We start from the raw sequence: 15,307 nt of genomic DNA, 5'->3' as shown, positions 1-15,307 counted from the left end.
GGGATTTTATGAAGAGCGTTCATGTCGCTATCATCGGCGGAGGATATGGCGGAATACGCGCGGTTGAACATTTAGCTAAAAACAGCCACATCTCTATCACCCTGATTGACAAAAACCCCTACCATTACATGCAAGCAGAGGTCTATGACTTTATTGCCAACAAGGTCGATATGTCTCATATTATGATCGATCTCCCTTCTCTGTGCAAAAGTTTCGGATTGGTGGAATTTGTATGCGATGAGATCACTTCCATCGATACACCCTCTTCGACAATCTCCACACAAACCCGAACAATACACTACGATTATCTCATTATTGCAACCGGAAGCCGAACTTATTTTCCCGATTTCATCACCGGTCTTCGTGAACATTCGCACGGTGTTAAAAGTGTCCCTGCAGCACTCGATTTTAAACAACAGTTTGAGAGAGCGCTGCTCAACCGGATTGAAGCTCAATCACAAGGCTGTGATGTACAGCCTTTTAACATCGTCATCGGCGGAGCGGGACTTTCAGGCGTTGAAATTGCTGCTGAAATGGCGGCATATGCCAACAAGTTTTACCAAAACGGGAATTTCGGATGCCGCGGTATCGATGTTTACCTCATCGATGCGTATGAGAGTATCCTCTTTGGGATGGATCCGTTTCTAATTGAAAGTGCGTTTGAACGTCTCACCCATCTGGGGGTTCATGTATGGCACAACAACCGCATCAGCGAAGTCCGTGCCAATGAAATTCTTCTCGATAACGGTAAAACGCTCGGTTTCGAATTTATGATTTTCACCGGAGGAATCGCCGCATCGACTATCACCCAATATCTGGGATTTGAAACCAATAACAAAGGTCATTTAGTCGTCGATGAGATGCTCAATATTCCTTCACACAGCAATATCTACGCCATCGGGGATATTACCCAAGCCCTCGATGAAAACGGTAAATTCATCCCTCCGACCGCCCAACTCGCCGAACGGGGAGCGGAACACGCCGCACGCAATATCCTCCTCTCGATCAAAGGAAAAGCAAAACAACCGTTTCGTTTTAAAAATCAAGGTGTAATGATTGCCCTCGGAGGGGAATACGGAGCAGGAATGCTACCGGGAGGGATCAAGGTAAAAGGGTATCTCGCCTTTCTAATCAAAAAGGCTATTTTTAGGATGTACACTGCTCCCCTGCGCCGTCGGGGTACTATCGGAAAGCGGCGTTAAGGCACGAAACTCACTCTCGGTGAGTAACGCCACGCCAAGCTCTACCGCCTTATCGTATTTACTCCCTGCATCTTCACCGTACACAACGTAATCGGTCTTTTTTGAAACCGAGGATGCGACTTTCGCCCCCAGCTCTTCCAGTATCACTTTAATCTGATCACGCGGTACGCTCATCGAACCGGTGATGACGACGCTTTTGCCTTTGAACGGATTTTCTACCGCTTCTACTTTTACGGGAGCGACAGGAGTTAAAATCGATCGGAGTCTTTCGATCTTATCACTGTTGACACGGACAAATTCGAGGATCGATTCGACCATCTCCCCTCCGAACCCGTCCAACGCCAAAATCTCTTCACGACTTGCCGTGTCAAACGCCGTTCCGAATGAGATGCAGAGTGTTTTTGATGCCACTTCACCGATATGTTCGATCCCGAGGGCATTGATAAATCGCCAACAATCGCACCCTTTTACCGCCGCTATCGCATCGATCAGGTTACGGCTCTTTTTCTCTTTGAACCCTTCTAAACTGAGGAGCTGTTCCATCGTAAGACTGAAAAGATCGCTCACCTCGTTCACCAACCCCGACTGATGAAGGGCTTCGACGATTTTATCCCCTAACCCGTCGATGTTAAGACACTGTTTGGAAGCAAAATAGATGATCGAGTTAACGACCCGTGCTTCGCATGAGAGGTTTTGGCATTTGATCAATGCCCCCTCATCGAGAAGCTCAGATCCGCACACAGGGCAATGAAGAGGGCGAGGAATGACACGTTCACTGCCGTTACGCTCACTCGTGATCACTTTCACGATTTTAGGAATAACATCCCCGCTGCGCAAGATAATTACTTTGTCGCCGATGCGGATATCTTTGCGATCGATCTCATCGAAATTATGGAGTGTCGAGCGCTCTACCGTCACCCCTTCGATATCCACAGGCTCGACGATGGCCACGGGAGTGACGACACCACTGCGCCCCACTTGCAGTATCACCTCTTTGAGGGTTGTCAGTTTCTCGATAGCGGGAAACTTATACGCTGCCGCCCAGCGGGGATTTTTGACCGTATATCCCAGCTCATCCTGGACACTGATCGCATCGACTTTTATAACCATCCCGTCCAAAAGCATCGCGAAATTATCCCGTTCAAGGCGCATCTCATGATAAAACGTCTCGATTTGATCTGCACTGTCGCACAAATGGGTCATATGAGGATTACGGAAGCCCAGAGCATACACCCACTCCATCCGCTCCGAGAGATTTTTGATCTCCAATGTGTTAGAGCCTATCCCGTAAGGCATAAAGACGAGACGGCGCGACGCGGTAATACGGGTATCGAGCTGACGAAGGCTCCCTGCCGCGGCATTTCGAGGATTGGCAAACAGTGATTCGCCGTTGCGCAACCGCTCTTCATTGATCTTTTCAAAATCGTCTTTGAAAATAACAACTTCCCCCCGTATTTCGATCCGATCTTTATAGTCGATCGTTAAAGGGACACTCTGAATCGTTTTGGCATTTTGGCTAACATCTTCCCCCTCAACACCATCTCCTCGGGTGATCGCCTGAGTGAGTACACCGTTGTCATAGATCAGGTTTAAACTTGCACCGTCAAATTTCGGCTCACAGTAAAATATCACGTCACCGTAGCTTTTCGTAATACGATTTACCCATGTCTCCAACTCTTCACGGTTAAAAAGATCCTCTAAACTCCACATACGGCTAAGATGCTGTGCCTTGTCAAATTTATCCTGAGGAACGTCCCCTACCCGTTGTGTCGGAGAGTCAGGGATAATATCATTGGGATGTTCCTGCTCATACGCCACAACTTTATGATAGAGGATATCGTACTCTTCATCCGTAGTGATCGGATCATCGAGGACGTAGTAGTGGTAGGAATATTTTTTTAGTAGTTCTACGGCATTTTGGTATTCGGTGTGGGTCATTTTTAATCTCTTCGTCTGGATGAATTTAGTGTATTTATGCGGGAATCAGTCTTGAACAGTACTCTCAATCCGTTTCCATAACTCTTCGGGCTCTTTTGCCAATACATGCGCTTCTTTAATCTGGTCGGAGTTCAGCTCTTTTGCAATCACGTATCGGATATCCTGTGCCGTTTCGTTTCCGCCAGCTGCCGCCATTTCCAACAGCGCATAAGATATAATCGAATTTTTCATAATATCCTGTCCGACTCCGTACATCAATCCCAGATTGGTTTGAGCAGTGGTCTCCCCCTGTTTTGCCGCTAACAGATACCAATAAATCGCTTTTTTAATATTTTTCTCGGTTTCATAATAATCCCCAAGCAATCTTTGTGCAAGAGAATATCCTTGGTCTGCGGCTTTTTGATACCACTCGAGTGCGATGCGGATATCTTGTGCCACACCATGACCATGCGCATACATCATACCCAAACTCGTTTGACCGGGTGCGTATCCCTGCTCAGCAGATTTTCGAAACCAAATCAATGTCTGGATATAATCTCGGGTAACCCCTCTGCCGGCATCGTACATGACACCGAGATTATACTGGGCATCAGCTTCCCCTTGCAGCGCAGCTTTTCGGTACCAGTTTACTGCTTCGGCATAATCTTGTTCAATCCCTTTGCCTTTTTCATACATCCATCCCAGAGCATTTTGGGCATTTGCCTCACCGTGTTGTGCGGCTTTGGTATACCAATATACGGCTTTTGCATCATCACGCATAATACCCAACCCGTATTCATACATCTCCCCTAAATTGGCTTCTGCTTGGGTATGGGCTTGATTCGCGGCTTTGGTATACCAATAAACGGCTTTTTTATAATCTTGGGGGATATAGGAACCTAAATGGTACATGACACCCAATTTATTTTGCGCATCAGGGTCGCCCTGTTCGGCAGTCTTCTCCAATTGTTTGAAGTTTATGGCATTAAATAAAGGACGAAAAAGAGATTTAAACACACCACTCTCCTACTTTTTAAAAGTATCCATTTATCGATTATATGATTTTAGCGTTTTAAAACCAAAATCAAAGACTGACGATCTTTGAGCCGAATCTAATAACACATCAACCTTTTAACAGCTTTTGTAGCAATATCTCTTCAATATTTTGTCTCGAATCCAAAATAGCCATGATATAAACCGTATCATTACCGACTTTGTAGATAATCCGCCAAGGAGAAGCGATAACCTCTCGATAGAGTGTTATCCCTTCTTTGTGGAGTTCCGGTACAATTCTCCCTTTTAAAGGGAAAAAATTACTGGAATGAGCTACTTTTTTGATTTTCAAATAAATATCATTTGCATTACTCGGACTATCTTTTTTAATATATTCAATAATATTTAAAAGATCATTTTTAGCATTCAGCGTCCATTGCAGTTTATAGGTTTTACTCATTTATTCAGCAATTCTTCTACCGAACGAAATACATCCTCTTCACTCTCTACATTGCTGTTTTTTATATCTTCTTCTGCAAAAGATAGAAGTTTTAACAGCGAAATCGCATTTTTCATATCTTCATAACTTTGCGGGTCTTGGATAACCGCTTTAGCTTCACCGTTTTGTGTGATAATCATAGGTCTATGCGTTTCATTGATATGTTTTAGTACATCTGCCGCTCGACTCTTTAAATAGGTAATGGGTTTAATATCATTCATCAGTTGCATCATAAACTCCTTCGGTCTTAATATGATACCGAATTAAGACTGATTGTGTCAAATTTGATTTAGAGGAATTTGGAAGTGGGAACGAAAGAACTTAGTCATAATTATCACCTAACCCCTAATTCTTTCCCTCATGTTCTTAATGGTATATCAGAAATAACAATTTTATTTGATGTATCACTAACTCCAGCCTCATTTAGTAAAATATGAAATGCATCTAGAAGTGCTAAAGGATATTGAGTGGGTCCAATAATAATTTTATTAACTAAATTTGGAATACTCATACTTGTTACTTCTAAGTTTTTGTACTCTTCCAATACTAGTTTATAAACTATTTGTGGTACTCCGGCGATTGATTCAACTGATTTTTCTATTAATTCATTTGCTTGTTCTTGCATTTTAGGAAGATAAATAACTCGCCATTCTTCTTCCTCTTTAAAGCCTGGATGTTTTAAACAAACGGCTAAAGTAATTAAGTATGTTATTACATTCACTAAAACTTTGTTTGAGTCAAGTGTTTTAATAAATTCCATGTTGTCATTGATGTTATTAATCATAGAAAGCAGTTCACTTTCTAATTCTTCATAAGTAAAATATGCAGCTGGGCTTAGAATAAGTGCCAATCCTTTAATTGGTTCAGGAGGATTGTTTAATACAAGCGCAGCTTTTGCTTGATGTTCACCATATGCACGCCACATGGATAGTCGACCAGACTGATTCTCATCTGCATGGTGAATAGATATTGAAGCTATATAGATATCATTTTCTATTTTTTTCCACCATTCGTCAAATTGATTTAAGATGATATCAGACGCGTCTTCTGCAATTGAATTCATGATTTTTGAAAAATAATCTTTATGTTTCTGTGTATTGAAAAAATCAACTAGTTGGCTGTGCCCGTGTTCAATTTCCATGTAATCATTCATACATTTTGGACTTCGCATCCAGAGTCTTTTGCTCTGAATTATGTTTTTTGCATTATCTGCAGATGTATAATGTACAAATTGATTATTACGTTCTTTTAATACTTGTTGTTGTTTAGATAGGTAAGGCATACATATTTTTTGTAATTTTTCATCATCTAAACTCATCTACATTCCTCTAAATATAACAATATGATTCATTCCCAAAATCAATCAACCAAAATTAAACAAAACGACATATTTTTAAAGATTGTACTGTGAAGTGAAAAGATTTACAAGGGAAAAGGAGATAGATCCCGTATCAAGTACGGGATGACGGAGAGCTGAATTCCCGATTATGTCGGGTATGACAAAAGGAAACTGTTCATGGTTCGACACGCTCACCACAAACGGAAAGGAGAAAGAAGCCTAACGGTTATTGCCGTGACCTCTGTCCCCATGATCATTACCCCGGCCTTTGTCACCATGATCACGGTTGTCATGCCCGCGATCACCGTGTTTTTCTCTATAACGCGGAACATACTCGCGTTCGTACCAATCATCGCGCACAAAATAGACCCGCTCGCCGCAGGCGTGGTATTCGCGACAGTGATGCTTCCAATTTTTTGCGTGGCGTGGTGGGACGCGCAGATAAACTGGCGGACGATTTCTCGATATACCCCGTTCAATAATCACCGGTTGAGTATAGAGTACCCTTGGTCGTGGAAAATCGCCGATGTCAATTTGGCCATAAAAGCCGGGCTGACCGACGCTGATCGAAACACCGACATCGGCAGCGATTGCCGGAGCGGTGAAAGTAGCAGCGGCGATTACCGCTGACAGGAGAAAACGTTTCATTGTGACCCCTTTTTTTTATATATAAATATTACTATAACATAAATTTACCTTATTGAATAGTCTCTATTTTAAATTAAGAAAATACTCAATATCGGCTTCAATCTTCGGTGCAGGGGTGGTTGCTTTTTCGAGATTTCTCGCTCCCATCAAGAGAGTGGAAACAAGAGAAATCAAACAACTTGAGCTATTTATTAGGTATTTCATTCTCAATATTCATTATTTCAGCAATCCTCTCTTTACCTTTTTCCCGTCCATGTTGAATTTCGGCATTCAAATTGTCTAATTCAGATTTGCGCAGTAACTCAAATTTGTTTCCATATTCGTGACCAGCGAGGGCTTTAAGAACATAGTTCATAAGTGGACGTTTTCTTCCCAAGACACGGACTGCAGATAATACATTCTTTGTTTCTTCAATATTTGTGACAAAGAACTTCTTCATATTTAGTAACTGAGCATTCACATTAGATAAATTGTGCTGATAATTACTTTCATCTATATTCCCACCAAGTAAGGCATCTTTGGATTCCACATAAATAGAATTGATTGTATTTATGGAATCATTCAGCTTTTTCAGATGCACATCCAAAATAAATAATTCGTTTATGAGATCAATATTCAGTAACTCAAGCTTTATGTCTCCTATTAATGTGACCTCACTCAACCTGTTGCCCCACAGAAATACCTTATTTTGTATGCCACGACTTAAGTGTTCTTTATAATTATTTTCAAAAATATTTATTATATAAACATTATCATCTAGATCACTCAACAAACTATTCAATGTGTGTTCAAGTTTAATAAGAGCGTTATATCCTTTTGTGACACGATCAGAATATGATTTAAAGAAATCACCCAGCCTCACAAATAAAAAAGCCAAAAACGCACCGAGGAATGCTCCAGAAGCCGTATCAGAGAACTTATTATTTACATTAATAAATAGTTTATTGAATACTTCCGCACTGAATACTGCAATGAATGCCAATATTATGACAAATAAAGTAGCTGACATTTTTTCTCTCATTACACTTTTCCTATCTAACTATTTCTTCATTCAAAAATGCACCTTTTTACCCAATTCAAAACGGATCATCAGATGCTTAGAATATCTGAATATCAAGACCTGTCTATCAAAATTCAACAAAATGGCATAACTTTAAAGATTTTACTATTAAGTGAAAAAGTTTGCAACTAGAAAGAAGTGGTTTTTCGTTCGACCTGAGCTTGTCGAAGGGCATCCGATTCATGGTTCGACAAGCTTACCACGAACGGATACCTAAAGCCGAACGACTTTCGCCCCGAATCCGCCCAGATGTTGCGGGGCGTCCGTAAAACTTTTGACACTCGGGTGCTCTTTTAGAAACTCTTTGACAGCAAAAGAGAGTTTCCCCGTCCCGATACCGTGATAGATGATCACCTCATCGAATCCCTGCAAAAGCGCATCGGAGAGAAATTTGTCCATCCGCTCGCACGCTTCCTCTCCGCGTAATCCGTGAAGATCAAGTTTGAGACCGCTCTTTTGCTCCACCTGCATTGTATGGGTTGTTTTAGGCTTTTTCGGGAGGTTGCCGCTGGGTTTAAGATCGGTGAGCTTGACCCGCAGCCGCATCCCCTCCACCTCGATCATCGCATCTTTCGCCCCGACGCTCACGACCGTTCCGCGCTGGTTGCGATATTTTACCGTCTGCCCTACTTCGTAACGGATTGGTTCAGGTTCGGCAATTTTGATCGGCTCTGCTTTTGGCAGTTTCGCTTGCGCACGGTTCAGCTGTCGGTGGATCGCCGCCATATCCATACCTCGCGCCGCTTCTTTGGCTTCGCGTACCGCTTCGTTATACCCTGCGCGAAGCTTCGCTTTTTCAGCATCGAGTTCTGAGCGTAAGTGTTCCCGCGCCTCTTTGAGTGCGCTCTCCTGCGCTTTGAGCGCTTCGAGACGCTCGTCCACTTCGCGGTTTTTCCGCTTCAGCTCCCGCTCCAGCTCACTTCCCCGCTCGATGAGGACGCTCAGTTTTTCATGGTTTTCACCGTAGAGAGATTTCGCACGGGTGATGATGGCGGGATTGATCCCATAACGTGACGCCGTCTCGAACGCGTAGCTCTTCCCGATCACCCCTTGCAGGAATTCATAGGTCGGAAGACGACGTTCTTCATCGTAGAGTGCCGCCATCAGCTCCACATCGTCCCGATCCGCCATCAATGCGGCGAGCCGTTTGTGATGGGTGGTAACGATGATCTTCTGTCCCCGTTTGATCAACTCATCGAGAACGATGGCAAAGAGTGCCGCCGCTTCGTCGCTGTCGGTTCCCAGTTCGATCTCATCGACTCCGACAAGGGCGCTTTTGTGTTCAAACAGATGGCTAAACTGCACCATCCGACCCGCAAAGGTGGAGATGTCGTTACTGACGCTTTGGGGATCATCGATAACCGCCTCGATCCGCTTGAAACTCCCGATACGCGATTTGCTGGCGTTGATCTTCATCGGGATGAGATATTTCGCCATTAGACTCGCCGAGAGGAGCGATTTGAGGAGCATCGTTTTACCCCCCGCATTGACTCCCGTAATCATCAGAAGGTTGGAGCGGAAATCGACACTGATCGGTTTGGGTTTATGGATCGCCGGATGGGAGAACTCTTCGAGGATGATATCGGTGTTGTTTTGGGGCTTGAGAATCGCGAAATCACGTGCACGGGCAAACAATACCCGCGCTTGGTAATGATCGTACCGCTCGAACTCTCGATCACAAAAGCCGATGAACGGGACGAGATTCGAGAGTTTCGCACTGAATCGCTTCGCGTACTCATACAGTTTCGTTTCACGCTCCTGCATCGCGTAGCGAAGCTGCTCTTTGGAACGCAATACCGCATCGGGCGCGACGTAGAAAAATCCCGCACCCGTCCGTCCGACGACGGAACCTTTGAGGACATGGTTGAATCCGCCGCGCACAAGGAGACACTCTTCATCATTGACATAATGGATTTGGGTATCCACGAGATACGGGGTAAGCTTTTGAGTATGAAAGAGCCGTTTAATAGACTCGTTGATCTCCGTTTTGATCGATTTGATCCGCTGCGCGATTTTATAGAGTTCCTCATCGCGCGATTCGATAAAGTTCCCCTCATGATCGAAATACTCATCGATCTCGCCAAAGGGTTCTGGGATGATAATCGTCCCCATCCATTCGCCGATGATCCCCGGAAAATCATTGTTTCGCATAAGCCGAAAATAGCGAACCACTTTGAGGAGTTCAAAAATCTCTTCAAAGCGCAAAACACCCTGTTTTTTCAAATGGTTGATGATACTTTCAAACGATACGCTTTTCGGAGGGGCTTTGAACTCCAACGCATCAAGGGCTTGGATATAACGGAAATGACGTTCCTGATCTCCGGGGATAGCAATATTTTGCTCACGGGAAAAAAAATGCTCTAATGAGGCGATATGAGGGAGAAGATCGAGTTTTCCGAAAAGTTCGGCAAGGTTAGATGAGAGACGCGTCATTGACACTCACGCGCATTCAGTATTTGCTGTTCATGAGCTGTCCCTGGGTTACCGATAAAACTCTGAGTTCCGTCGCTGTAAGAGAAGGTTGTATTATTAACGTCAATCCCATGACAGATGAGATTTTTCCCTTGACGGTATTGGAGCTCAATCGCAATCACCCGTGAGCGCTCTCGGTCGCTTTGAATATTATAGGCTATCGCCCCTATGACAAACAGCGTTACGAGCAGAGTAATCAAACCTTTTTGACGGCTATTCAGTTCCGTAAAGTAGTGCATCAAAGCAAAAACAAGAGCAACGATCCCAAACCATACCAGATACCCCATAATTTACTTGGTTCCTCTGAGTTGATAGGTCAAATCCCCTGCCCCGAATCCGACGATCACGTTTTTGTCATACGTTTTCACCACTTCGTCTGCTACGATCACTTGGATCGCATCCCCTTCGCGGTGAAGTTTATCGGCCATAACGAGGTTGTAACGTCCGAAACGTCCCTCGAAATCGATTTCACGAGGCTCTTCGCTCGCTGCCCATACCGGAAGAATAATCAGCGTCTCACACCCTTCGAAACACTCAACAAAGGCATCGAGGTTATCGATTGTACGAGAATATTTATGCGGCTGCCAGATGGCTACGATGCGCTTAAATCCTTTTAGCTCGGTATAGGTTGTAAGCGACTGCATTGTCGCTTTGATTTCGGTCGGGTGGTGGGCGTAATCGTCGATAATGACGCGATCGCTTCCTTTGAAAATCACATCAAAGCGTTTTTTGATCCCACGGAAGTTGAGCAAATGGACACGGATAGAAGCGATACTCATCGTTTGTGCAGCTGCCATGATCGCCAATGAGGCGTCCATAGCGATGTGTTCCCCGAATCCCCAGACTTCAAACTCACCGAATCCCTTGAGATGAAAACGGGTGTAGGGTTCGTCATCGATGAGAACATAGGTAATATTGGTAATATCGACACTCGGATAAAGACGCAGTGCATCGCATGTCAGTGTTGCCATAAACGGATCTTCTGCGTTGATAACCCGTACACTTCCCATCTCGATAAAACGTTTATAGGCACTGTAAAACTCATCGAGATTGTAGTTGTAATATTCCATGTGCTCCGGTTCGGCGTTGGTCACGATCGAGCAGTACGGGTTGGAGTTGAGAAAACTGCCATCCGATTCATCCGCTTCGAATAGCATGACATCGGTACTTCCATCGTAACGAACATTGGAACCGAATCCTTTAGACTCCGCACCGATGATCGCACTTCCGTCCATTATCGCCGCCAAAATCGCCGTCGTCGTACTTTTTCCGTGTGCACCGCATACCGCATATACTTTTTTCTCACTCAATATTCGCAACAGGGCGTCACGGCGATGGAGCACTTCGATACCGCGACGATGCGCTTCTACGATTTCAGAATTGGTCGGTCGGATAATCGCCGAATGGATTACCAGATCACACCCTTCAGGGATATTTGCTGCGTCATGACCGATAAAAACTTTAATCCCGCGATCGATCAGACGCTGTGTGATATGAGTCGCTTTCATATCCGAACCGCTCACCTCATGGCCGCTGAAACGCATATATTTTGCCAATCCTGAAATACCGATCCCGCCGATTCCGATAAAGTGGATTTTCATTGTGCAATTTCCTTTTTAAAAGTGCTGATATAAAATTTCCCGCCGTTTTGTGTTGCAACCATATCGACATAGTCATCGATAAAATCATCAAACGGGATTTGAGTATCGCATGCCGCACGGTGCATCTTCATCGCTTCACCGAAAGGCTCATCATTGCTGATTCCGCCGAGGACTTCGAACAACGCACTTGCATCGCTTGCCGAACCGGCACTGTAATGCTCGATCGCATATTCATACAAAGCGCGTAACGTTGCAAAATCCTGTACTTCGTTCATATCCAGTTTTTCGAGACTCTCTAACGCATTGGTGAGACGTTCCAGTGCCAAATCGAGAATATTCGCATAATAGGCCATCAAAGTATCTTCATCAAACGTCTCATGTGCCTGCGATTCGAGTACATACAACGAGGCAATGTCCCCCTCGCTCTGCGCCTGAAAAATTTTATCTTTTAATTCTTGCATGACATTGCCTCCTTTAGGCGGTTAAGTGCTTGGATGGTACGTACCGTCTCTTCGACGAGCGCAATACGGATATAGCCGATACCGGGATTTTCACCTAGAGCATTCTCGCGTGCCAAAAACTCCCCCGGTAATACTTTCACATTATAGTCTCGATACAGACGCTGAGTCAATTCAAGCGCATTATCGACTTTGAGCCAGACGTAAAACGTCGCGTCTGAAGTATCAATCCCTAAAATTTCCTGAGCCGCTTTAAAATTCTCTGCGTACACTTTACGGGCACGTTCAACGTGTTCCTCATCTGCCCATGCCATTGCCGCCGCCGCTTGCAGAGGAAGCGGTGAAGCGCATCCGACATAGGTTCGATACTGCGCATACCCTTTGAGTATCTCAGCGTCTCCCGCGATAAATCCGCTGCGAAGCCCCGGTGCGGAAGAGCGCTTGGAGATCGAGTTGATGACGAGGACGTTTTTAAACGAGGTATTCCCTACGTAGACCGATGCTTCGAGAAGCGAAGGGACTTTCTCTGCCGTATAAATCTCGCTGTAGCACTCGTCGTTGATGAGGCAGAAATCGTGTTTGAGAGCAAGTTTTACCCACGTTCCCAACTCTTCGAGAGTGAGAACCGATGCTGTCGGATTGTTCGGGAAGTTCAAAATCACGAGATCGCATAGAGCCAGTTCGTCTTCATCGATACGGGGCTTGAAACCGTTTGCTTCGTTCAGGTTCAGATGGATCACTTTAGCACGGGAAGCAATCGCGGCCCCTTCATAAATCTGATAGAACGGATTGGTGTAGGCCATTACCGAGTTTGGTTTATCAAACAAATAGTATTGAGGGAAATTAAAAAGCACTTCGCGCGTACCGAAACTGCTGATCAGTTCATTGGGTTTGAGCTTGACACCGAAACGGCGTTCAACAAACCCGCGCATCGAGTCATTCAGGTACGTTTCCCCTGCCGTCTTCGGATAACGACGAAGCTCTTCGGAGTGTTTTGCCAGCGATTTTTGGATAAATGCCGGAGTCTCGAACTGCGGCTCCCCGATAGTCAAAGCGATAGGTGAATACGCGGGATTCGGAGTAATCCCCTCTAAAAGTTGAGTCAGTTTTTCAAATGGGTACGGTTCAAAATGCAAAGGATAATCTTTGTAATGGAATTAAGAGATATATTATAGCGTTGTGAGGCTGTATTTTATTTTATCTCTATCGGCACTCTCAATGTATCGAAATAACGCGCGGTCCCCATTCCAAAGCGTAATCCGAAATACACAACTACTCCAACAATCATTACTTGAGAGAGCATCAAGTATATGCTGAATAAGAGATGTGTTTTATCTATGCTAAAAACTATCATAGGAAAAATGGACCCAATGGTTATCAATCGAGTTAATAACATCGCATTTCCCTCTTTCCAATACCCCAACAATATCCCGAATGGAAACAAAACGATTATAGCTCCGATCAAAAATCCAAAAGCATCAATACCGACTAGCATAGCCTGTCGCTCGTTATAATCCAAGACATTACGAATCACATCCCCCATGAATGTAAAAAGATCTAATCTATTATTAATATCTATCACCAAAGCACTAAGTCCAATAGAAATTACAATCAGAGTAAGTTGAAAATTCCATGATAACTGTTTCAAATCTTCTTGGAATGATTCCCCCTTCATCGAAGCGAACCATTCATTTGATAACTTCATAAAAAGAAATACTGTTGCGACAATTGAAAGTAATGTTCTAAATACGCCTATGGCATACCCCAGATCCCATTTAGACGGTATTTGTATCATTAGACCAAAGAGTAAAACAGCGAGAGGCAAAATGAATAATAAACTTAAAAATAATAGATTTCTTCCCCAGCGATTCCCTCGCCATATTCCAAAAAGCAATACCAGTATAAAAGCGATTTGAGCTAGAAGTGCTGAATTCACATTGTGGTTCAAAACTCCTTCAATTAATCCTGTTATAAAAACAAAAGATAATAATCCTACCGCCCACTTTATCGTCCACGGTCTTTTGAGTTCTGTATTTTCTTCCATACGATTTCCATTATTTGGTTATTTTTTAATATTTAAAACCAAATATTGTATCTAATTTTATTCTGATTTTCCGAATGTGAGCTCACTACGAACACTGAAAGTTCAATACCTTTTCACCTAACTATGCCAATCCCAACATCATTTTCACACCATACTCGACTTTCGCCAATTCATCCGCACTCACATACCCGATGCACTCACCGATTCGACTTTTGGCAATATTGCGTAGCTGTTCAATCATCACGTCACTCTCATGTTTGAGTTTATCGCGCGGAGCCATCCGTATGCGCAACGGTTCAGCATCGTCTATGAGATTAGTACTAAAGGGGATGACAGTGACGAGATCGAGAATATCGTTGAGCATAGTGTCAGAGAGGATAAGGGCGGGTCGGACTTTCCCGACCTCTTCAGCTTTTTTTTGTGGATTGAAGTTGACTAAAACGATAGAACCGCGTTCATAGACCATCGTCGATGCTCTCGTTTAGCGCATTGTATTCTTCTAGTGCATGGCGACGAATTTTTCGGGCACTTTCAAGCAATTGTGCTTTCGCGCGATAGGCTTCAAACTCTTTTGCCGCTTCGACTCCCATGTAAATACCGAGGGTTTTATGCGCTTTTTTATCTTCGATAATCAATGTTTCCTGCGGATCGATCCGTAATAGCGAAGGGTTGCGCATTAATTCGCGCGTACCGATGATTTGTGTCATTAGTTCCTCCTTCTGACATCTTTATGTCAAACATTGTACACTTTTTGTGTCAATATTTCAAGAGCACTTTTTTCTTACCCCTACCGATATTTAAATATTTTCAATTATAAAATGCGTTTTTTTATGGAAACTTTTACTACTTTATCTCTATCGGCACTCTTAATGTATTGAAATAACGCGCGGTCCACATTCCAAAGCGTAATCCGAAATATGTGACAACTCCGACAATCAAAACTTTAGAAAGAAAAAATATACTAAATAGAAAAAGTGTTTTACCGACTGGAAAAGCCAATACAGGCAATATTGCCCCCATGGTTATTAAACGGGTCATAAAAAATATATTTTCTTTCTTCCAATATCCCATTAT

Annotated in this window: 17 protein-coding genes; 1 reads left to right on the top strand and 16 read right to left on the bottom strand. The window is 43.7% G+C overall.

Annotated features, from left to right (window positions below):
- Positions 1-8 precede the first annotated feature (8 nt).
- Complete coding sequence (locus PHP90_RS04350; RefSeq protein WP_299925782.1) at positions 9-1,202, top strand: FAD-dependent oxidoreductase; 1,194 nt, start codon at positions 9-11, stop codon at positions 1,200-1,202.
- On the opposite strand, the gene ligA is transcribed toward PHP90_RS04350, so the two are convergent.
- From ligA to PHP90_RS04270, 16 genes are all read right to left on the bottom strand, one after another.
- Positions 1,128-3,140 (bottom strand): NAD-dependent DNA ligase LigA, encoded by a 2,013-nt coding sequence (gene ligA / locus PHP90_RS04345; RefSeq protein ID WP_299925779.1) that lies wholly within the window; start codon positions 3,138-3,140, stop codon positions 1,128-1,130. The two genes, PHP90_RS04350 and ligA, sit on opposite strands and share 75 nt — an antisense overlap.
- Positions 3,141-3,185: 45 nt before the next feature.
- Complete coding sequence (locus PHP90_RS04340) at positions 3,186-4,136, bottom strand: tetratricopeptide repeat protein (protein WP_299925776.1); 951 nt, start codon at positions 4,134-4,136, stop codon at positions 3,186-3,188.
- Between the two features lie 106 nt (positions 4,137-4,242).
- Positions 4,243-4,572, bottom strand: coding sequence for a type II toxin-antitoxin system RelE/ParE family toxin (locus PHP90_RS04335; protein ID WP_299925773.1), 330 nt, complete (start codon positions 4,570-4,572; stop codon positions 4,243-4,245).
- A complete protein-coding gene (locus PHP90_RS04330; RefSeq protein ID WP_299925770.1) occupies positions 4,569-4,841 on the bottom strand; it encodes a type II toxin-antitoxin system Phd/YefM family antitoxin in 273 nt (90 codons plus the stop codon). Before PHP90_RS04330 ends, PHP90_RS04335 begins: the two co-directional genes overlap by 4 nt.
- Before the next feature lie 128 nt (positions 4,842-4,969).
- The gene (locus PHP90_RS04325; protein ID WP_299925767.1) at positions 4,970-5,929 is read right to left on the bottom strand and encodes a DUF2971 domain-containing protein; all 960 of its coding nucleotides are present in this window, start codon (positions 5,927-5,929) and stop codon (positions 4,970-4,972) included.
- A 240-nt stretch (positions 5,930-6,169) separates the two neighbouring features.
- Positions 6,170-6,598, bottom strand: coding sequence for a hypothetical protein (locus PHP90_RS04320; protein WP_299925764.1), 429 nt, complete (start codon positions 6,596-6,598; stop codon positions 6,170-6,172).
- 184 nt (positions 6,599-6,782) lie between these two features.
- Positions 6,783-7,619: a hypothetical protein gene (locus PHP90_RS04315; RefSeq protein ID WP_299925761.1), complete on the bottom strand. Its 837-nt coding sequence runs from the start codon at positions 7,617-7,619 to the stop codon at positions 6,783-6,785.
- 252 nt (positions 7,620-7,871) lie between these two features.
- The gene (locus PHP90_RS04310) at positions 7,872-10,091 is read right to left on the bottom strand and encodes an endonuclease MutS2 (protein ID WP_299925892.1); all 2,220 of its coding nucleotides are present in this window, start codon (positions 10,089-10,091) and stop codon (positions 7,872-7,874) included.
- Positions 10,088-10,417 (bottom strand): hypothetical protein, encoded by a 330-nt coding sequence (locus PHP90_RS04305; protein WP_299925759.1) that lies wholly within the window; start codon positions 10,415-10,417, stop codon positions 10,088-10,090. Before PHP90_RS04305 ends, PHP90_RS04310 begins: the two co-directional genes overlap by 4 nt.
- Before the next feature lie 3 nt (positions 10,418-10,420).
- A complete protein-coding gene (gene murC / locus PHP90_RS04300; RefSeq protein ID WP_299925756.1) occupies positions 10,421-11,731 on the bottom strand; it encodes a UDP-N-acetylmuramate--L-alanine ligase in 1,311 nt (436 codons plus the stop codon).
- A complete protein-coding gene (locus PHP90_RS04295) occupies positions 11,728-12,192 on the bottom strand; it encodes a hypothetical protein (protein WP_299925754.1) in 465 nt (154 codons plus the stop codon). The genes murC and PHP90_RS04295 overlap by 4 nt, the downstream gene beginning before the upstream one ends.
- The gene (locus PHP90_RS04290; RefSeq protein WP_299925752.1) at positions 12,180-13,325 is read right to left on the bottom strand and encodes a succinyldiaminopimelate transaminase; all 1,146 of its coding nucleotides are present in this window, start codon (positions 13,323-13,325) and stop codon (positions 12,180-12,182) included. The genes PHP90_RS04295 and PHP90_RS04290 overlap by 13 nt, the downstream gene beginning before the upstream one ends.
- A gap of 56 nt (positions 13,326-13,381) precedes the next feature.
- On the bottom strand, positions 13,382-14,233 hold the full coding sequence (locus PHP90_RS04285; RefSeq protein ID WP_299925749.1) for a hypothetical protein: 852 nt from the start codon (positions 14,231-14,233) through the stop codon (positions 13,382-13,384).
- Between the two features lie 121 nt (positions 14,234-14,354).
- A complete protein-coding gene (locus PHP90_RS04280) occupies positions 14,355-14,699 on the bottom strand; it encodes a type II toxin-antitoxin system PemK/MazF family toxin (protein ID WP_299925747.1) in 345 nt (114 codons plus the stop codon).
- The gene (locus tag PHP90_RS04275; RefSeq protein WP_299925744.1) at positions 14,689-14,940 is read right to left on the bottom strand and encodes a hypothetical protein; all 252 of its coding nucleotides are present in this window, start codon (positions 14,938-14,940) and stop codon (positions 14,689-14,691) included. Before PHP90_RS04275 ends, PHP90_RS04280 begins: the two co-directional genes overlap by 11 nt.
- 136 nt (positions 14,941-15,076) lie before the next feature.
- Positions 15,077-15,307 (bottom strand): hypothetical protein (locus PHP90_RS04270; RefSeq protein WP_299925741.1); only part of this gene is annotated, 231 nt, incomplete at its 5' end.

The sequence above is a fragment of the Sulfuricurvum sp. genome (assembly GCF_028712165.1).
GTDB lineage: Bacteria > Campylobacterota > Campylobacteria > Campylobacterales > Sulfurimonadaceae > Sulfuricurvum.
This window is presented reverse-complemented; position numbering and strand designations above follow the sequence as displayed.